The 19,533-nt window shown below is 73.0% G+C and carries 13 protein-coding genes and 1 tRNA gene; 6 read left to right on the top strand and 8 right to left on the bottom strand.

From position 1 onward, the window contains the following. Nucleotides 1-60 precede the first annotated feature (60 nt). Nucleotides 61-1,824, bottom strand: coding sequence for an HEXXH motif domain-containing protein (locus tag AC07AZ_RS12070; RefSeq protein WP_478846513.1), 1,764 nt, complete (start codon nucleotides 1,822-1,824; stop codon nucleotides 61-63). A 9-nt stretch (nucleotides 1,825-1,833) separates the two neighbouring features. Further along, on the bottom strand, nucleotides 1,834-2,013 hold the full coding sequence (locus AC07AZ_RS12065; protein WP_478846512.1) for a hypothetical protein: 180 nt from the start codon (nucleotides 2,011-2,013) through the stop codon (nucleotides 1,834-1,836). 249 nt (nucleotides 2,014-2,262) lie between these two features. Between AC07AZ_RS12065 and AC07AZ_RS12060 the strand changes: the two genes are divergently transcribed. From AC07AZ_RS12060 to AC07AZ_RS12050, 3 genes are all read left to right on the top strand, one after another. Continuing rightward, the gene (locus AC07AZ_RS12060; RefSeq protein WP_478846509.1) at nucleotides 2,263-3,369 is read left to right on the top strand and encodes an effector-associated domain 2-containing protein; all 1,107 of its coding nucleotides are present in this window, start codon (nucleotides 2,263-2,265) and stop codon (nucleotides 3,367-3,369) included. Between the two features lie 132 nt (nucleotides 3,370-3,501). Beyond that, nucleotides 3,502-3,672 (top strand): hypothetical protein, encoded by a 171-nt coding sequence (locus tag AC07AZ_RS12055; protein WP_478846507.1) that lies wholly within the window; start codon nucleotides 3,502-3,504, stop codon nucleotides 3,670-3,672. Nucleotides 3,673-3,689: 17 nt separating this feature from the next. Continuing rightward, a complete protein-coding gene (locus AC07AZ_RS12050) occupies nucleotides 3,690-5,501 on the top strand; it encodes an HEXXH motif domain-containing protein (protein ID WP_478846505.1) in 1,812 nt (603 codons plus the stop codon). Nucleotides 5,502-5,799: 298 nt separating this feature from the next. On the opposite strand, the gene fxsT is transcribed toward AC07AZ_RS12050, so the two are convergent. The 3 genes from fxsT to AC07AZ_RS12035 all read right to left on the bottom strand — a co-directional run bounded on the left by fxsT (nucleotide 5,800) and on the right by AC07AZ_RS12035 (nucleotide 11,964). After that, nucleotides 5,800-9,963, bottom strand: coding sequence for an FxSxx-COOH system tetratricopeptide repeat protein (gene fxsT, locus AC07AZ_RS12045; protein WP_478846503.1), 4,164 nt, complete (start codon nucleotides 9,961-9,963; stop codon nucleotides 5,800-5,802). 147 nt (nucleotides 9,964-10,110) lie between these two features. Next, the gene (locus tag AC07AZ_RS12040; RefSeq protein WP_478846501.1) at nucleotides 10,111-11,583 is read right to left on the bottom strand and encodes a VMAP-C domain-containing protein; all 1,473 of its coding nucleotides are present in this window, start codon (nucleotides 11,581-11,583) and stop codon (nucleotides 10,111-10,113) included. Nucleotides 11,584-11,890: 307 nt separating this feature from the next. After that, nucleotides 11,891-11,964, bottom strand: a tRNA-Thr gene (locus tag AC07AZ_RS12035). Nucleotides 11,965-12,207: 243 nt separating this feature from the next. Here AC07AZ_RS12035 and AC07AZ_RS12030 point away from each other — a divergent pair. From AC07AZ_RS12030 to AC07AZ_RS12020, 3 genes are all read left to right on the top strand, one after another. Beyond that, nucleotides 12,208-13,344 carry an ABC transporter ATP-binding protein gene (locus AC07AZ_RS12030; protein ID WP_478846499.1) on the top strand — a complete coding sequence of 379 codons (1,137 nt, stop codon included), beginning with the start codon at nucleotides 12,208-12,210 and terminating at the stop codon, nucleotides 13,342-13,344. Between the two features lie 211 nt (nucleotides 13,345-13,555). Continuing rightward, nucleotides 13,556-14,011, top strand: coding sequence for a hypothetical protein (locus AC07AZ_RS12025; RefSeq protein ID WP_478846497.1), 456 nt, complete (start codon nucleotides 13,556-13,558; stop codon nucleotides 14,009-14,011). Nucleotides 14,012-14,104: 93 nt separating this feature from the next. Continuing rightward, nucleotides 14,105-14,836: a nucleotidyltransferase family protein gene (locus AC07AZ_RS12020; RefSeq protein ID WP_478846495.1), complete on the top strand. Its 732-nt coding sequence runs from the start codon at nucleotides 14,105-14,107 to the stop codon at nucleotides 14,834-14,836. A 214-nt stretch (nucleotides 14,837-15,050) separates the two neighbouring features. On the opposite strand, the gene AC07AZ_RS12015 is transcribed toward AC07AZ_RS12020, so the two are convergent. The 3 genes from AC07AZ_RS12015 to cysS all read right to left on the bottom strand — a co-directional run bounded on the left by AC07AZ_RS12015 (nucleotide 15,051) and on the right by cysS (nucleotide 19,313). After that, complete coding sequence (locus AC07AZ_RS12015; protein WP_478846493.1) at nucleotides 15,051-16,730, bottom strand: DoxX family membrane protein; 1,680 nt, start codon at nucleotides 16,728-16,730, stop codon at nucleotides 15,051-15,053. Between the two features lie 117 nt (nucleotides 16,731-16,847). Then, a complete protein-coding gene (gene rlmB / locus AC07AZ_RS12010; protein ID WP_478846491.1) occupies nucleotides 16,848-17,789 on the bottom strand; it encodes a 23S rRNA (guanosine(2251)-2'-O)-methyltransferase RlmB in 942 nt (313 codons plus the stop codon). A gap of 123 nt (nucleotides 17,790-17,912) precedes the next feature. Then, complete coding sequence (cysS, locus tag AC07AZ_RS12005) at nucleotides 17,913-19,313, bottom strand: cysteine--tRNA ligase (RefSeq protein ID WP_478846489.1); 1,401 nt, start codon at nucleotides 19,311-19,313, stop codon at nucleotides 17,913-17,915. Between the last annotated feature and the right edge of the window lie 220 nt (nucleotides 19,314-19,533).

Below are 19,533 nucleotides of genomic sequence, written 5' to 3'. Positions count from 1 at the left end.
GCCCGCCCCGCCCGACCTCCACCGCGCGCGACGGCCACCGTCACTCCCGGACGGCCGCGATCAGCCCCTGCCTGCCGCCCGGAGCGGATCAGCCCCGTCACCCGACGGGCAGCGACCCGGCTCACGGCCAAGTTCACGGCCAAGTTCACGACCCAGTTCACGACCCAGTTCACGGCCCACCTCCAGTGGGTCCGCCGCGCCGGACGAGTCGGCGTACAGGGTCATCGCGCGTCCCGGGTGGGCGAGCAGCCCCTCACCCGCCGGGTCCCCCTCGGCCCGCGCGGCGAGGCCGAGGCCGACCCAGGTCTCCGGATCCCCGTCGCCCCGGACGATACGGGCGCGGAACGCGGCCAGCGCCTCGGCCGTACGGCCGGACACCAGGTCGGTGTCCTCGGGGCGCGCCCCGCTCACCGTGGCGCCCGGGTCGTCGCGCAGCCGCTCGAAGCCCGCCGGGTCGGCCAGCAGCCAGCGCAGCAGGACCGCCCGCGTGTCGAAGCCGCGCGCCGGGGTGCGCGGAGCGAGCCGCTGCTCGCCCGCGGGACCGGCGGGCGCCAGATGGTACGCCCGCCACAGCGCCCGGTGGTCCTCGACCGCCAGTTCCGCCGCCGCCGGTGCGGGCCCCTCCACCGGCTCCGCCAGCCACGGCTCCAGCCGTCCGGACAACTCGGCCACCAGCCTGCGCCCCAGGTCGGTGAGCTGCTCCGCCCGGCCGACCGTGTGCAGGGCGTGCGCGGTCTGGGAGCGCCACAGCGCGAACTCGAACCGCCCGAGCGGATGGCGCCGCCGGCGCCAGAACGCGGTGACGCCGAAGAAGGCGTACACGCCCTGGAGCAGACCGCCGAGCGGCCGGGGATCGTCCCGCCAGGGGGCGTAGTACAGCCCGGTGCCCTGGTCGTCGTACAGGGTGAACAGGTGCATGAACGCGCTGAGTTTGTTGTGCTGGAACTCGTGCACGAGCGTGGACGCGAACTGCTCGCCGTCGTCGGGGAGGGACGCGAGCGCCGTACCGAAGGCGTCGCCCGAGGAGGCGCTGTGCGGCCGGAACCGCTCACTCCGGGGCCGGGGCACCACCGACACCAGCCCTTCCGCCAGCGCCCGGGCCGTCTCGGCGTCGGTGTCGCGCAGGATCCGCCAGGCCGCGCGGAACAGCTCCTGCCAGTCGGCGGCGCAGTCGAGGGGGTCGGCCGCGGCGGGTGCGCGCAGGGCGCGGTAGGGATCGGTGTCGTCCAGGAGGAGGGTGCAGCCCTCGGCGCGCAGTGCGGTCAGCGGATGCCAGCCGGCTCCCTCGGCGGCCCGCCCCGCGATCCGCACCCGCCCGCCGGCCGCGGACACCTCGGCCACGCCGAGGTCCCCGGCGCCGGGCACGCGCATCGCGCCGAGCGCGGGCAGCACCGCCCAGCCGTCACGGACCGGGATGCCGGTACGGAAGTCCAGGCCCGCCCGGACGGCCGCGGCGGCCGCGAGCGCGTGCAGGTACCCGGTGTCCGCCCACAGGGGGGTGTCGCCCCCGGCGCTCCCGCGCAGCCGCCGTAGCGTGTGCGCCGCCCACACCCCGACGGCCGGGTAGGCGAGCAGCGCCTCGACGGCGTCGGCGGACGCGGCGTGCGCGCGGGTCAGCAGGCGCCAGCCGTCGGCGAGCGGGGGCAGCGGGCCGGCCGGTGCCGGGCCGGCCGCGTCGAGCAGGGCGCGGACGACCAGCAGGCGCCAGCTGCGTTCACCGGCGCGCAGCGCGGCGACGGTCGGGGCACCGCCCCCGCCGCCGAGGAGTTCCCCGAAGGACCGAGGGGCCAGGACGTGGGGGCGGGGGCGGGCGGTGTGCGGCACGGAGGGGACCTACTCGCCGGCTTCGTCGCGCTGCGGGTTGTAGCCGCCGAGGCTGCTCGCCGGGTCGTCGATGCGGCCGAGCAGGCGCCGCATGGAGTCCCCGGCGGACGGCAGGCTCATACCGGGCCAGGCGTCCAACGGCACGTCGCTGAGGTCGATCAGCTCCGACTCGACTCCGGACTTCTCCATGACGCCGTCCCCGTGACTGTGAAGGTGAAGGTGGGTGGTGAGGCGATCAATACCTCATGCGTACCTGAATATCCCGCTTTCGGGGGTTTATGGTCGCTTCAGTGACCCTAATGCACCCCAGGCGCCCCACACGGACCACAGCGCGGAATCGACCCGGATCGAGTGACGGATGAGCGTTGCGGGTAGGAGCCGTGTGTGTGAACTGAAGGAAATGACCGAGGTGTTGCACAGAGAGGCGGGCTGAACACCGTGCTGCCGGCAGACGCCCGCCGCGGGCTCGACCCGGTCCGCGTGGCCGAGGTCATCGCGCGACCGCCGACGGGGCGGGGTGCCGGCCGCCGGGGTTCCGGCTACCGGGCGGGGGCCTCGTGGGTGCTCACCGCCGCACACGTGGTGCGCGAGGCCGCGCCGGAGGATGTCCTCGTACGGTTCGAGGCCGACCGGGCCGAGGAGTGGACCGTGCCCGCACGGGTCGCCCTGGCCTCCGACAAGGCCGACGTCGCGCTCCTGGAACTCCTCGCCCCCGCACCGCCCGGCATCCACGCCCGGCCGGCCCCGCCGCCGTCCTACGGCGCCGTGCCCGACGCGGACGTGACACTGCCCTGCAGTGCCATGGGCTTCCCCCGGTTCAAGCTGCGCGCCGACCCGGCGCACGCGCCGGACGACGGTTCGCCCTCCCAGTACCGCGACTCGTGCCACGCGACCGGCATGACCTCCGTGCTCTCCAACCGCCGCGAGGGCACCCTCGAACTCGCCGTCACACCACCCGAGTCGGACACGGAACCCGGCCGCTCCCCCTGGGAGGGCATGTCCGGCGCGGCCGTCTGGCACGACGACACCCTCATCGCCGTCGTCAGCGCCCACCACCGCACGGACGGCCTGGGCCGCCTCGCCGCCGTCCGCGTGGACCGCTGGTACGAACTGCTGACCGAAACCGAACTGACCCTGCTGCACGAGCACGCCGGACTGCCCGCCGACGCCGGGGAGTTGGCGCGGTCCACCGCCGCACGGCCGCACCGGGCTCCCCTGGCCGGACTGCCGGACAACCTGGCTCTGGGTGAACTCAACTCCCTGGTCACGGCGTTGACCGCGCTCCCCACCGTGAAGAACCCCACCACGCTGTCCCTCGCCCTGGACGGCATCGACCCCGCGATCGCGGCCATGAGCCCCAGGTCGCCGGCCCTGCGCGCGGACGTGTTCGGGATCGTGCGGACCTGCCTGCGCTACCGGGGCACCCTGGACCAGTTCCTGGAGGCGTTACGGTTGTTGGAGGGCGACTCCGAGGGAGTGGCCCGTATGGACCGCGAGGCGATGGAGTTGTCCCGGCGCCATCACCGAGCCGATGAGAGCCACTGACCTGATATCGCGTGGCCGCGTGGCCGCGGGGTTTCATACTCCGAACTGCGGGCCATTATCAGGAGGATGTCAGCAGCAGGAATCCACACGTGCAGCCGGGGGAGAAGGGGTTTGGCCGTCATGGAGCCGACTGTGGCCGCCGTCGAGTCCAGCCTTGTCGATCTCGCGGGGGTGTCTCTTGAAACGCTGCGCTCCATGGACAGTCGAGTTATCGCCGCATCCATCCAGGAACTACTGCCAACGATCGACCACCAGTTGGCCAGCGTCGCCGGCATCGACGGCGGCGCCGACGGTTTCGGCTGACACTGCCGGGGCCGCTCATGCGTGCTGAGCCGGCCCTGCCCCATCATCGTCTGCCGCCTGACAGCCTGGCCGAACTGGTCCGTGGCGAGGGCGGCCCCGCCACGCTCGACATCCTGCTCGGCGCCGAACGAAGCCGGCGTCTCCTGCTGCTGCGGATACTCGACGACGCCACGGAGCTCGGTCCCGCGTGGGAGCTTCTGAGCGAGGCGCAGCGCCACGCGCCCCAGGTCGTCGACGACCTGCTCACCTATCCGCAGACGGGTATGTGGCTGGCCGGGGTACTGCGCCGGCTGCGCGGAACGGCGCCGCGGGACGAGCCGCCGCTGTGGGTGGAACTCGGCCACATGTCGGCGATCGCCGCCGCGGCTGCGCTACGCGCGGAGCTCGACTTCAGCATCGAGGTGCCGGTGCGGGACGGTTGGGTCCCTCTGCCGACCCTCGGCTGCGCGGTACTGCCGGTGGCCGAGCCCTGGACCACGGCCAGGGTACGGGCGCGGAGCGGACGCGCGGTGATCGAGTCACCGGGGGCCCGGGTCACCGTGGTGCCGGCGTCCGGCGCGGCGGGACCCGGGTGGCATCCGGTGCGCCGGCTGTCGGTGGGTCCGCCCGGGCGGCGGCTCGACATCGCGCTGGACGACGTGGACCCGTACCGCACGTATCCGCAGCCGACCGCGCCGCGTCCGCTGTCCGAGGAGGGCGCGGGGCACTGGCGGGACCTGCTGGAGCGGGCCTGGGCCGTCCTGCTGGCGGAGCAGCCCGGGACGGCGGACGCCATGCGGCGGAGCGTGATGTCGCTGACGCCGACCACCGCGCGGGAGAGGTTCCGGCCGCGCAGTGTGACCTCGGGGGACGCCTTCGGCGGCGTCGAGGCCTCGGAGCCGGACGACGCCGTCCAGCTGGCCGTCACCCTGATACACGAGTTCCAGCACACCAAGCTCGGCGGGCTGCTGCATCTGACGCCGCTGCTCGTGCCGGCCTCCGACGAGGACACGGAACTCTGGTACGCGCCCTGGCGGAACGATCCCCGGCCCCTCGAAGGGCTGCTCCAGGGGATCTACGCCTTCATGGGGGTCACCGGCTTCTGGCGCGTGCACCGCACCACCGCACCGACGCGGGCCGCCCTGGCGCATTTCGAGTTCGCGCTGTGGCGGGCCCATGCGGCCACGGCCATGGACCAGATCCACCGCCATCCCCGTCTCACCCCGCTGGGCGCGGCCCTGCTCGACTCGCTGCGTGAACAGTGCGCCGCGTGGCTGGCGGAGCCGGTCCCCGAGGAGCCCCTGGCACTGGCCCGGCTGTGCGTGGACGACCATGTCACCCGTTGGCGCGCCCACCACCGGCGCCCCGCCGCGCCGGCGGTCGAGGCGGCCGTACGCGCCTGGCTGGACGGGGCGAGCGAGGCGCCCCGTTCCCTGGCGGCCGGACCCGAGGTCGTACCGGACCCCTCGGCGCGCTGGCTGGACAGTCTGTCGATGCTGGTCCGCTACCGGCTCAGCGACGCGGACGAGCGGATGTCACCCGGCGGAGCGGAGAAGACCGCGGCCGCGGTCACCGGGGCACTCACCGCGGACGCCCTGCTCGCCGCGGGCGACGCCACAGCGGCCCGGCACGCCTACCTGGCGCACCTGGTCGCGGAGCCCGGCCGGCACGGAGCCTGGGCGGGCCTCGGCCGGGCCCTCGCCCTGGAGGGCACGGAACCGGAAGCGGCCCGCCTGCTGTGCCACCACCCGGAACGCGCGCTGGCGGTGCACCAGGCCCTGCTGCACGCGACGGACGCGGCACCGGACCCGATCAGCCTCGCCACCTGGCTCGACTCGCCCCGGACCTGAACACCCCGCCGCACCCCCGAGGCCGGCCGCGGGCCCGAGCCCGACACCACACACCCGACACCCGCCGCGGGCTCGAGCCCGGCACCAGGCTGCCGACCGGAACCCGGCACCACACACCCGACACCCGTCGCGGGCCCGAGCCCGGCACCAGGCCGCCGACCGGAACCCGGCACCCGCCGCCGACCCAAGCCCGGCACACCCGACACCCGTCGCGGGCCCGAGCCCGGCACCACGCGCCCGACACCCCCCGCCGGCCAGAGCCCAGGGCTCACCTCGGCCCCCGCCCCCGCCCCCGCACCTACATCGGCATCGGGTCGATGTCGCAGTCCGTCCGCTGCCTGGCCCGGGCCTGCACGGTCGCCGGGTGCGGAGCGGGCTCGGCGGAGCTGAGGCGGGGCGCGTCCAGGACCATCTCCATCCGCGTCAGCGTGTCCCCGCGCAGCGCCTCGCCCTCCGCCGTCTCACCGAGGGCGACGAGGTCCAGGGAGAGGTTCGCCGCGCAGACCAGCGTGGTCGGGTGGTCCTCGCCGAGCCTCGTCCGGCACAGCGCCAGGGTCCTGTCGCCGAGTTCGCGTGCCTCCGCCGTCCGCCCGAGCGCGCTCAGGTCACTCGCCAGGTTGATGGCGCAGGCCAGTGCGGTGGGATGGTTCTCCCCGAGGCGCTCGGTCAGCGACCGCAGCGCCGCGTCGTCCAGCTGCCGGGCCTCCTGCACCCGCCCCAGCAGCCGCAGCGTCACCGCGAGGTCCACGTCGGCCGCCACGACGTGGGGGTGGTCGGGCTGGAAGATCAGACGGAAGCGTTCACGGGCCTTCTCGCCGCGGTCACGGGCCGCCTCGAGCTCGCCGTTGTGCCGCAGCGCCACCGACAGGGCGAGCGCGGCCAGCAGGGCATCCGGGTGGGTGTCGCCGTAGCGGCGGGTGAACTGGTCGAACGCCTCCCGCGCCAGTTCCAGAGCGGTGGCGTGGTCGCCCTCCTTGCGGCAGGCCTCGCTCAACTGCCGTACGGTGCCCAGCGTCGTGGGGTTGCCGGCGCCGAACGTGGACCGGTAGCCGTCGACGACCGCCTGCTGCAGGGCCCGCGCGCCGACGTAGTCGCCGGTCTCGCGCACATCGACGGCGACGCTCGCCTCGGTCACCAGCGCCTGCTGGTGATCGCGGCCGAACAGCCGGGACTTCATCGCGTGCGTGTGCCGGTCCAGCTCCAGCGCCCGCCGGAACTCGCCGATGACCCGCAGGCTGACCCCGAGGTTGTGGGCGGTGACCAGCGTGGTGGGATCGTCCTCGCCGAAGGCCCGTCGGGCCCGCTGGTAGGCCAGTTCGTCCACTTCGGCACCGGCGGCGAAGTCCCCCTGAGCGCGCCGTACCGCGGCTTCGAGGTTCATCGCGACCAGGGCGTCCTCGCGGGTGTCCTCCTGGTCGGCCGGCGCGGTGCGGTCGTAGACGTCCCTGAGCCGGGTGACGGTCTCGGAGGCGTCGTCGTAGCGCCCCACCCTCAGGTAGAGGAAGCCGAGCCACCAGCCCATCAGCCGCGTCTGCTGGTCCTCCTCGCCGAAGAGTCCCTTCCAGACCCGCCAGGCCTGCTCGGTGAACTCGAGCGCGACCCGGTGATCCCCCCAGTACCAGAGGTACTTCGCCACGTTCATCACCAGCTCGCGCACCCACGGCTGGTCGGACTCGATCGCGCCCGAGGCGATGACATGGCCGTACAACTCGGCGTAACGCGGCCAGTTGGCCGCCTGGTTGGGACCCTTCGGGTCGGCGGCGGCGAGCAGTGTGTGAGCCCCGTTGCGCATGCGGTTCTGTTCCTCGGGGGACATCCGGTGCACCAGCACGGCCTGGACCAGGCGGTGCATCTCGATGGAGTTGGACCGGTGATCGATACGGGCGAGGGAATAGCGGTTGATCTCCCGGACGGCCCGGGCGAGCCGCATCGGGTCGTTCAGGGCCCGGTCGAGTTCGGGATCGATGCTGGAGCCGCCGAGACCGGAGAAGATCGACCGGGAGATGGGGTCGGGAGCGAAGTACGAGCACAGCTGGAGCAGGCGCAGGGCGGTGAGACTGCGGGTCTCCAGGTGGTCGAGGGAGACGTTCCACGCGGCGGCGACCGGGAGTTGGTAGTCCGGCGGCGGCGAGACCTCCAGCAGCTCGCTGCGCTTGTGCTCGAACAGCCGCAGATACTCCGACACCGGCATCCCGGTCTCCGCCCGCCAGGCCGCGGCCTGTTCCAGGGCGAGCGGCAGGTCGCCGAGCGCGACGGCGAGCTGATCGGCCTCGGCGTCGGAGAGTTCGTCCCCGTAGGCGTGCGGCCGGCGCAGCAGCTCCTTGCTCTCCTCCCGGGTGAAGACGTCGACCTCCAGCGAGGGCCCCACCACGCTCCAGCGGCGGTTGCGGGAGGTGACGAGGATGGTGCCGCTGCCGCCGGTGGGGAAGTAGTCGCGGACCCGTTCCGGGCTGTCGGCGTTGTCGAAGATCAGCAGCCAGCGGGAGTACGGCCGCCCCTCGCGCAGCGCCTCACGGACCGCGGGTCCGGCGATGTTGGCCTCGGCGCTGGTGCCGAGACCGAGCCGCTGGGCCAGCTCCACCAGGGCCTGGCCGATCTGGCCGGGGCGCTCGGCGGGGATCCACCAGACGATGTCGTAGTCGGCCTGGTGCCGATAGGCGTACTCGATGGCCAGCTGCGTCTTTCCGACACCGCCCATGCCGTGGATGGCCTCGGGCAGCACGGTGGTCGTGCCTTCCTGGAGGCGTTCGCTGAGCCGTTCCAGAAGGTCCACGCGGCCGGTGAAGTTCGGGTTGCGCGGGGGGATGTTGCCCCAGATGCGCGGCTGCGTCGTACGGCCGCTCTCCACCGATGGCTGCTGCTGCGTGGTGGCCATGGCCGTGGCTCCCTCTGATGGTGAAGTTGTCCTGGGCCGGTTCGGGGCCCCACCGGCAATCCGAAACCGCAGTCTGACCGCGGAAGCCGGCGTTCCGGCGTCCTCGTCCTTGTGCAGGCTGACCGTGTGGCGCCGGTTGTACTCGCGCAGGGCGCGCCCGAGCCGCTCGGCGCGGGGCAGGAAACGGCCGGACAGGGCACGTAACGCGATCAGTTCGACGCGCAGGAAGGCGACGTTGAGCCGGGTCACCAGCGGCACGACGGATGTCTCGAACAGTTCGTCGGCGGACGGCAGGACGGGGTCGGAGCCCTCCGCGGCCGCGGCGAGCAGCTCCCGTACGTCGTGCAGCACGCGCGCGGTGTCCCGGCGGCGGGACAGCGCCAGTAACTCCTGGCGGATGTTCGGGCCGAAGGTGAAGGCCACGTCGGCCGCGCGCTCGGCGTCCGCGCCCGCGGGCCGCACCAGGCCGCTCATCAGCAGCTCGGTGAGATGGGCGGGCCCGGCGCCGGGCACCGAGGCGGTCAGCACGCCCATCACGGGCAGCGTCAGCGGGGCCGCCGCGAGCCGGGTGGCCAGCGCGAACGCGGTGGGCGACGCGGCGGCCCGGAACTCCGAGACCCGCTCCCACGGCGGTACGGCGCTGGCCGGATCGGGCACGTCCTCCACCCACGGCACGGCCCGCGCGGCGTCCGGCCGCCGCTTCCAGTCCCGCGCCCGGACCCCGGACGTCTCCACCCAGCCCTCGTCCCGCCCGGCGACCATGTCGACCCAGGCGGACAGCGAACGCTCCGTCAGTTCCAGCACGGGGACGGGCACCACACCGCTGCGCCCGGCGGCGTCGTCGTCGACGGGCTCCAGCGGGGAGGCGCGCAGCTGCCACTCCAGCGCGTGGTTCGGTACCCAGGGCGACCCGGCCTTCAGCCGCATCCGGTGCGGGTCCAGACCGGTGCGGAACCACAGGCGTTGCGGCAGCAGGTGCACCACCGCGAGGGGTTCGGAGCGGCCGAGTTCACGCAGCAGCGGCAGCACCGCGTCGGACCGCCAGCCGGCGGCCAGTCCGTCGGTCAGCACCAGCACCACCCGGTGCGCGGACTCGGCGGGGGGCAGGTGTTCCAGCCGGACCCGGGCCGGTTCGGTGTCGTCGGAACTCAGCAGCCGTACGCGGGTGACCGGGCCGAGGCCGTCCCGGGCGGCGAGTTCACCGGCCAGCCGGCCGATCAGGTCGTCCCAGACCCGCATGGTGACGTGGTCGTCCACGACGAGCAGTACGGCGGCCCGGGGTCCGGGACCGGTCCGCGCCAGTCCGCTCAGGGCGTGCGCCGACGCGTCGACTGACGCTTCGTCGGATGCCGGTGCCGCTGCTGCTCGTGGGCCGTCGTCACACTGCATAAGCACTCTCAGAGCGTCCGGTAGTGCCCGAGCCGGGGAGTACCGAGAAGTCCCGCAGGGTGCGGGCATGCGTGACAGCCACGTGCCCAGCCTGGCAGCGGCGGGCGCGCGTTGCAACACGGCCTGCCGCAGCAGAGGGAAGGAGGAAGGGAACAGTCGAACGGCGGGTGTTTCTCGACCCCCTGTGCTGTCACGCATGTGCGACGGCCGGCGGGCCGTCCTCGGTTTCAGCGTGACAGCCCGCGCTGCCGCGTGCAAGACCGCGTCCCGCACGCCCCGGGCCGACGACGACGAGCCGGCGGACGACCACAGCGCTGGTCCCCCACCGGTCCACGACCGCACGGCCTACACCGGGCCGGGCGGACCCGGCCGGTGCTCCGGATCGTCCAGCAGGATCGCCAGATGCCGGCCCACGTGGTCCTTCCAGCCGCCGGGGCCCAGGGCCAGCGCCTCCTTGCGCCACTGTCCGACGCGTTCCGCAAGCCGGCCCAGCCCCCGGTCCTCCAGGATCTCGCTGATGGCGTCCTGGAACATCGGGTCCGCGCAGTCGCTGCGGTGCCAGATCATCGCGGGCACCCCGGCTCGCAGCCCGGCGAGAATCTCCTGGCGGCCGACGCCCGACGCGTCGCCGGGCGGCTGGCTGAGCACCAGGCACACCGCGTGCCGGTCCTCCTTCAGCTCCCGCTCCAGATGGAAGAAGTACGACCCGTCCTGCCCGGGACGGCTCCGGTGCGAGTGGCTGTCCGCGGGCCGCTCCCGCAGCTGCCGCCACTTGGTGTGCCAGGGCCGGTGCCACGCGGCCCGCTGTAAGCGCTCCAGGCTGCGGACCACCACCGGGTAGTCGAGGGCCAGCGGTGTCGGGGAGCCGCTGCCGGACTCCTTCGACCACCACTCGACGGGCTCGTTGAGCAGCTCCCAGGGCAGCACGAACTCCAGGATCACCGGCTGCCGCAGGTCGGCCCACCGTGCCTCGGTCTCCTCGACCAGTTGCTCCACCGCGCCGGAGAGGTCGTTGTAGTGCAGGTGGACCGTCTCGCCCCGCACCGGGTGCCAGCCCTCCGAGTCGGACTGGCGCCAGTGCGACAGGTAGTAGCGGTCGGCCTCGATCCGGTCCGGCTCGAACTGGATCATCAGATAGGCGGGGACCAGAGACGGCGCGGGCTGCGGAAGGTCGGAGCGCTGCCGGTCCGCGAGCAGCCGCTCCAGGCCCAGCGCCTGGGCCTGGCCGCGGTTGAAGCGGCGCACCAGTTCGGCGGCGTCCGGCGCGCCGTCCTCCACCAGCCGGTCGGCGGCCAGCGCGAGGAAGGCCATGCTCGGCGGGAGGTCACCGGCCGGGGCGTTCTCGCCCGCCAGGCGCAGGAACACCTGCCAGGCCGTCTGGCACCAGGCGGGCAGCTCCTGCACCCGCGACCGGCTCGCCCGGCGCGCCATGGCGGCCAGGTCCGGGGGGCGCAGGGAGAACAGGACGGGCCGCAGCTCGCCGAGGTCGGCGTGGTTGAAGAAGTCGACGGCCTCCCACTCGTCCACGAGGGGCCACAGTCCGGCCACCGTCGTCGACTGCTGCTCGACGTACTCGAGGGACCGCACCAGACAGGCCGGTCCGTCCCCGACGGCGGCGCACCCCTTGACGACCTGGAGGAGCCAGGGCCTCAGCCGGTCCCCTCCGAACGGCTCCACGGGCGAGCCCAGTTCGTCGGCGAGCAGCTCCCGCCAGAGCTCGCGGCTGCCCGCCTGGTTCACCGTGGCCGAGCCCTGGAGCACGTCCACGATGGAGACGACCAGCTCGTTGCGGACCCGTTCCGGACTACGCCCTCTCAACCCCGTTACCTCCAGACAACCGGCGCGGATCCCTGATGGAGGCGACCAGCGTACGGCGGAGGAGCGCGGTGCGGGAGCGGAACGTCACCCTCTGCTGTCGCGGCCCCCGGCAGATGTCGGACGGACGACCTCGGCTGCCGTACTCGCTGTGCCGGCGGCACCGGCTACGGCGCTCCCGGGAGGCAGTGGGTCGCCTGCTCGAACGGCGCCGCCGAGGACGACTCCCGTCGGGTCCCGCGGCAACGCCCCCGCGACGCATGAGCGTGTGGGGGGGCGTCGTCCCCGGTGGATCGCCGGTAGATCACGGAGCCCCCTGTCGGATTCGAACCGACGACCTTCGCTTTACAAGAGCGGCGCTCTGACCAGCTGAGCTAAGGAGGCGCGCACGCGCGTGGCGACGTGCGTGCCCGAGCAGTGTACCCAGGTCCCGGCGGCCCCGATCGAAAGTTTCCGCGAAGTTCACAGGGGTCCAGGTACTGACAGACGAGGTGAACGCCGGGTACCGTCCAGAGCCAGTTCACTCGTGTGGACTACACCACGCCGGTAGCACCCGTCGTGGTGGCACACCACCTTCCACAACGGATCGTCCGGCACGTTCCTGCCGGTAGAAGGGGGCCCTTCACCATGGCCACTGTCTCGTTCGACAAGGCGACCCGGATCTACCCGGGTTCCACCAAGCCCGCCGTCGACGGTCTCGACATCCACATCGAGGACGGCGAGTTCCTCGTCCTGGTCGGTCCGTCCGGCTGCGGCAAGTCCACCTCGCTCCGCATGCTCGCGGGGCTCGAGGACGTGAACGGCGGTGCCATCCGCATCGGCGACCGTGACGTCACGCACCTGCCGCCGAAGGACCGGGACATCGCCATGGTGTTCCAGAACTACGCGCTCTACCCGCACATGTCGGTCGCCGACAACATGGGCTTCGCGCTCAAGATCGCCGGCATCAACAAGGCGGAGATCCGGCAGAAGGTCGAGGAGGCCGCGAAGATCCTCGACCTGACCGAGTACCTGGACCGCAAGCCGAAGGCGCTCTCCGGCGGTCAGCGCCAGCGTGTGGCCATGGGCCGCGCCATCGTGCGTGAGCCGCAGGTCTTCCTCATGGACGAGCCGCTGTCGAACCTGGACGCCAAGCTCCGCGTGTCCACGCGTACGCAGATCGCCTCGCTCCAGCGCCGCCTCGGCATCACCACCGTCTACGTCACCCACGACCAGGTCGAGGCCATGACGATGGGCGACCGTGTGGCCGTACTGAAGGACGGTCTGCTCCAGCAGGTCGACTCCCCGCGCAACATGTACGACCGCCCGGTGAACCTCTTCGTCGCCGGCTTCATCGGCTCCCCCGCGATGAACCTGGTCGAGGTGCCGATCACCGACGGCGGTGTGAAGTTCGGCAACAGCGTGGTGCCGGTCAACCGTGACGCTCTCAAGGCCGCCTCCGACAAGGGTGACCGCACGGTCACCGTCGGCGTCCGCCCCGAGCACTTCGACGTGGTGGAGCACAACGGCGCCGCCGCCACCGCCCTGACGAAGGACACCGAGGACGCGCCGGCCGGTCTCGCGGTCTCCGTGAACGTCGTCGAGGAGCTCGGCGCCGACGGCTACGTCTACGGCACCGCCGACGTCGACGGCGACGTCAAGGACCTCGTGGTCCGCGTCAACGGCCGCCAGGTGCCGGAGAAGGGCTCGCAGCTGCACGTCGTGCCGCGGCCGGGCGAGCTCCACGTCTTCTCGACCTCCACGGGCGAGCGCCTCTCCGACTGAGACCGGGAGTTCGACCCGGACTTTCACCCGCATTGACGAAGAGGGCCCCGCAGCACGCCGCGGGGCCCTCTTCGCTGTCGACAAATACCCCGGCAGACCGGTCATTTCGAGCAGTGTGCGTCAACGCCCTACCCAACCGGGGTCGCCAGTTCATCCCCCGAACCGGTGACTAAATGTCGCCAAATCATTACCCCGCGCTACCCTCACACGCGTGAAGCACTCCACTAACCAGCAGACGCGACGCGGCCGGGGCCCCGCCCACCGGATCGGCCGTACGCTCGCCCTCGTCCTGCCCGTCGTCATGGTGCTGTCCGGCACCCTGGCGGTCACCCGGGTCAACTGGTCCGGCAGCCCGGCCGGTTCGGTCCTCACCGCCTCGGACGCCTCGGTGATCGGGGCCTCCTCACGGTCGGCCGCCCGCGCCCCGCAGGACGTCCTGCGCGACCAGCTCCTGACCGAGCTCCAGGACAAGAACCCGGGCGTCGCGCTGACGCACCTCCAGCAGGCCGTCAACGGCCGTCCGTCCCTGGCCGAGCACTGCGGGTCCATCGCCCGCGCCCTGGGCCGCGCCGCGGTCCGTGTGTACGGGCCCTCCCGCGCCCAGTCCTACGCCCGTCCCGTCTGCGACACCTCCTTCGCCACCGGTGTCGCGGCCGCGCACAACTGACCCCGACCCCCCGCGCACCCGGAAAGGGAACGCCTGATCAACGAACGGTCACCGGCCCGAAGCCGCCCGCGGGGCGCGACGTACAGTTCGGTCATGACCGATCCGAACGCCGCGTCGCGCCCCGTTCAAGCCGTGATCCTGGCCGGCGGCCAGGGCTCCCGGCTGCGTCCCTACACTGACGACCGGCCCAAGCCGATGGTCGAGATCCCCGGCACGGGGACGCCGATCATCGGCCACCAGCTCGTCTGGCTCGCCGAGGAGGGCGTGACGGACGTGGTGATCAGCTGCGGCCACCTCGCCGACGTCCTGCAGAACTGGCTGAAGACGGCCGACCTGCCGGTGAACGTCCGGACCGTCGTCGAGACCGAACCCCTCGGCCGCGGTGGCGGGCTGAAGTACGCCGCCGCGCACCTCCCGCACCCGGACCGGCCCTGGTACGCCACCAACGGCGACATCTGGACCCGTTTCTCGCTGCGCGACATGGCGGACTTCCACACCGAGCGCGACGCGGTCGCCACCCTCGCGCTGGCCCGCCCGCGCATCCCGTGGGGCGCCGTGCAGACGGACGGCTTCGGTCACATCACCGACTTCATCGAGGCCCCGCCGACGACGTACGAGATCAACGCCGGCGTGTACGTCTTCTCCCCGGCCTTCGCCGACCTGCTGCCCGAGCGCGGGGACCACGAGCGCACCACGTTCCCGCACCTGGCCCGCCGGCGCAGCCTGGCCGGCTTCCCGATCCCGCAGGGCGCCTACTGGCGTGCCATCGACACCGCCAAGGACCTCACGGAGGCGGCGAAGGAACTGGCCGCCCTGGGACGCTGAGCGCCCCTCCCGGACACCCCGAGCGTCCCAGCGGGGCGGGCCCCCTACCCGGGCACGGACGCCCCTCCCGCGCCGGCCCGAGCACCACCGCCCACCACGGCGTTCGCGTACGACGAAGGGGTCCCGCACGTCTTCCGTGCGGGACCCCTTCGTCGTACGGGCCGGAGAGTGGTTCAGCCGGCGGGCGTGGCCAGGACGCCGCCCACCGGCCCGGCTACCCCAACAGGCCGCCCACCAGGCCCGGCTGGCCGGAGGACGAGCCTCCGGCGCCGGAGCCGCCACTCGTGCCGCCGCCGGTGGTGCCGCCCCCGCCGGTGGTGCCGCCCCCGGAGGTCGGACCCGAGCTGGTGCTCGGCGCCCGCTGGGCCGGGGAGGACGGCTGTGGTGGGGCCGGCTGGCCCGCGGTGCCCTGGGTCTGGCTCGGCGCACCGCCGCCGGCCGCACCCGTCTCACGGGTGGCGCCCGGGGTCGTCGCGGCGGACGACGGGTCGGCCTGGTGTGACGCGGCGCTGCGGCTGGGCGAGCTCGGGGCCGACGGAGTCGCCCGGTGCGGCTTGCCGGGCTCCTCCGGGAGCGGGGAGCCGGGCAGTTCGTTGCGCGGGGCCTCGCCGGGGCCGGGGACGACCACACGGTCGGAGTCCCGGACGGCGCCGCCGAGCAACGAGCCGACGAGCAGGGTGAGTCCGACGGTGACCGCCGTGACGAGGGCACCGCGGCGCAGGACGTACTGGCGCAGCTCCCAGATGTCGGAGCGGGGGCCGAGCCGGCGCCAGGCGCTGCCCGCGAGCCGTCCGTCGACGGAGTAGACGGGGGCGCCGGCGATGATCAGCGGGGACCAGGCGGCGAGATAGATGATGTCGGGGGCGTCGTAGACCGGGACGGTCTTCCAGCTGACGGTGACGATGAGCGCGGCCGACAGCAGCGCGCCGAAGACCGCGGCGACCCGCTGCCAGCAGCCGAGGACCGTGAGCACGCCCACGACGACCTGGGCGAAGGCGATGACGAGTCCGGAGCCGACCGGGTGCTGGAGGGCGAACTGGCGCAGCGGCTCGGCGACTTCCCACGGATGCAGGGTGTTGAGCCACTTGACCATGGAGCCGCGCTTGCCGCCGTCGAAGTAGACGGGGTCGCAGAGCTTGCCCATGCCGGCGTAGATGGAGATGAAGCCGAGGAAGATGCGCAGCGGGAGCAGGACCACGCCGAGGTTCATCCGGCGGCCCGGGTAGTAGGCGTGCCGGGCCGGGTCGTCGCTGTGGCGCCGGCCGCGCCGGCCCTCGCGCGCCGCCCCGCCGGACTCCGCGAACTCCTCGTCCCGGTAGGCGTTCTCGTCGTGGGCGGGCCGGCCGGCCCGGTCGTACCCGGTCTCGCCGTAGGCCTGTTCGTCGTAGGCGGAGCCGACGGTGCGCATGTGCGGCAGCAGTCGGGTACCGCTCGCCTCCGGGGTGCGCTGGGCGCCGACCACGGGGGTCTCGACGGTCTGGTCCAGGGAGTCGTAGCCGGGGTACCCGCCGCCGGGATCGACGCGCGGGATGACCTGGGTCGCCCCGGCGTCGGCGGCGGGCTCGCCGTGGCGGACGCTGCCGCCCCGCACCGCCTGGAGCAGCCGGTGGGCGCCGGTGTCGTCGGGGGCGGACCTGCCGCTCCAGACGACGGGCCGGCGGCGGGCGGCCGCGGGCATCCGGGACGGATCGTCGGTGGCGCTCAAGTGCCGTGCGATCCGCGAGGATGGGGCGCGCCACGTCGACGCGCCCAACTGCACGCGGAAACTCGCGTGATTGACGATGATCTGCGCCGGATCGCTCGGCACCTTCACCATGCTCAGCGCGGGAGCGTCGTCGAATCCCGACGGGCCGTCCCCCGTGGGTGTGCGGGGTGTTCTGGTGTCCACACTCATCTAACCGAGTGACGTGTGGTTAGGACACTGCTTTGACTCGCCGGATGTGTCCGGACCGCGTCAAGCTCGTCCTGAACGCCCGGATCGACCCGTACGGGTAGGGCCCTGAACGTGTGTTCAGGCCCGCCGGCGCGCCGCCTCGTACAGCACGACACCCGCCGCCACACCCGCGTTCAGCGACTCGGCACCTCCCGGCATGGGGATCCGCACCCGGTGGTCGCAGGTCTCCCCGACCAGCCGGGACAGGCCCTTGCCCTCGCTGCCGACGACGATGACGACCGGCCCGTCCAGGGCCGCCAGCTCACCGACCTCCGTCTCGCCGTCCGCGGCGAGACCGACGACCACGATGCCCGCCTTCTTGTACGCCTCCAGGGCGCGCGTCAGGTTGGTGGCGCGGGCGACGGGCGTACGGGCGGCGGCGCCGGCGGACGTCTTCCACGCACCGGCGGTCATCCCGGCCGCGCGCCGCTCGGGCACGACGACACCGTGGCCGCCGAAGGCCGCGACGGACCGCACGACGGCACCCAGGTTGCGCGGGTCGGTGACCCCGTCGAGGGCGACGATGAGCGGGTCCTGGCCGTGGTCGTAGGCGGCGTTGGCGAGGTCCTCGGGGTGCGCGTACTCGTACGGCGGGACCTGGAGCACGAGCCCCTGGTGGTTGAGCCCGTTGGTCATCCGGTCCAGCTCGGGGCGCGGCGCCTCCATGAGGTGGATGCCGCCGCGCTCGGCGGCGAGCTGGAGCGCCTCGCGCACCCGCTCGTCGTTGTCGACGAACTGCTGGACGTACAGCATGGAGGCGGGCACGCCCTCACGCAGCGCCTCGACGACGGAGTTGCGGCCGACGACCATCTCCGACGTGCCCTTGCCGCCGCGGCCGCGCGGCGCGGGACGGCGCACGGTCTGCTTCGCCTTGGCGTTGGCGACACGGTTCTTCTTGTGCCCCTTGCGCGCCTCGGCCGGCGGGGTGGGGCCCTTGCCCTCAAGGCCCCGGCGCCGCTGGCCGCCACTGCCGACCTGCGCGCCCTTCTTGCCGGACATGCGGCGGTTGTTAGCGGCCATGACCTACCTGTCTGTGTGTGGCGTGCGGACACCTCCGTGGAGGCCGCACTGATTGCGTACGTCTATGAAGTGTGCCGCCCGGAGGCCCGGACGGCACAATCGATCACCTGAGCCCCTGCGGACTCAGCGCGGGCCGAGGCTCCAGCGCGCCCCCTGCGGACCGTCCTCGATGGCGAGCCCCGACTGGGTGAGCTGGTCGCGGATGGCGTCCGCGGTGCCCCAGTCCTTGCGGGTGCGGGCCGCCTCACGCTGGTCCAGCACGAGCCGTACGAGGCTGTCGACGACGCCGTGCAGATCGTCCCCGCGGTCGGTTCCGCCGGCCCACTGCGGGTCGAGCGGGTCGAGACCGAGGACGCCGAGCATGGCCCGGACCTCGGCGAGGCGGGCGACGGCGGCCTCCTTGTCGTCGGCGGCCAGCGCGCTGTTGCCCTGCCGGACGGCGGTGTGCACGATGGCCAGCGCCTGCGGCACGCCCAGGTCGTCGTCCATCGCCTCGGCGAACGCGGGCGGCACCTCGGCGGCGGGTTCGACGGCGCCCCCCGCCTTCTCCACCACCCGCTGCACGAAGCCCTCGATGCGCGCGAACGCCGACTCGGCCTCGCGCAGCGACTCCTCGCTGTACTCGATCATCGAGCGGTAGTGCGGGGTGCCGAGGTAGTAGCGCAGCACGATGGGCCGCCAGCGGGTGACCATCTCGCTCACCAGGACCGAGTTGCCCAGCGACTTGGACATCTTGTCGCCGGCCATGGTGACCCAGGCGTTGTGCACCCAGTACTGGGCGAAGTCGTCGCCGAACGCCTTGGCCTGGGCGATCTCGTTCTCGTGGTGCGGGAAGATCAGGTCGAGTCCGCCGCCGTGGATGTCGAAGGCGGTGCCCAGGTACTTGTGCGCCATCGCGGAGCACTCCAGGTGCCAGCCCGGCCGCCCGCGGCCCCACGGGGTGGCCCAGGTGGGCTCCCCCGGCTTGGCGGACTTCCACAGGGCGAAGTCGCGCGAGTCGCGCTTGCCGGTCTCCCCGTCACCCGACGGCTGGAGCAGGTTGTCCAGCTCCTGCCGGGACAGCTGGAGGTAGCCGGGGAAGGAGCGCACGTCGAAGTAGACGTTGCCGTCGACCGCGTAGGCGTGACCGCGCTCGATGAGGCCCTGCATCATCTCGATCATCTCGGGCACGTGGCCGGTGGCGCGTGGCTCGTACGCCGGCGGGAGGCACCCGAGGGCCGCGTACCCGTCGTTGAAGGCGCGCTCGTTCTCGTACCCGATCGACCACCAGGGCCGGCCCTGCTCGGCGGCCTTCGTGATGATCTTGTCGTCGATGTCCGTGACGTTGCGGATGAAGGTGACGTCGTAGCCGCGGTACTCGAACCAGCGGCGCATGATGTCGAAGTTCAGCCCCGACCGGATGTGCCCGATGTGCGGTGCCGCCTGCACGGTGGCGCCACACAGGTAGATCGAGACACAACCCGGCTTGAGCGGGGCGAAGTCACGAATCTGCCGGGCACTGGTGTCGTACAGGCGAATAGTCACCCCTCCAGGGTAGTGGGCGCGGGGGCATGCCTCAGACGGTTGGGGTGAAGTCGGGCACGGGTGTCAGGGGGGCGCGCCCTCACCACGGACCACACACCCGCCTGCCCGGCCCTTCGGCCCGCCGGCCCGTCAGGCCGTGGGGCCCGATGACCTGTCACGCCGTACGCCCGCCACCTGTCACGCCGTACGCCCGCCGGCCCTCACGCCGTACGCCCGCCGA

It is taken from the genome of Streptomyces sp. NPDC043878 (assembly GCF_056435735.1).
This window is presented reverse-complemented; position numbering and strand designations above follow the sequence as displayed.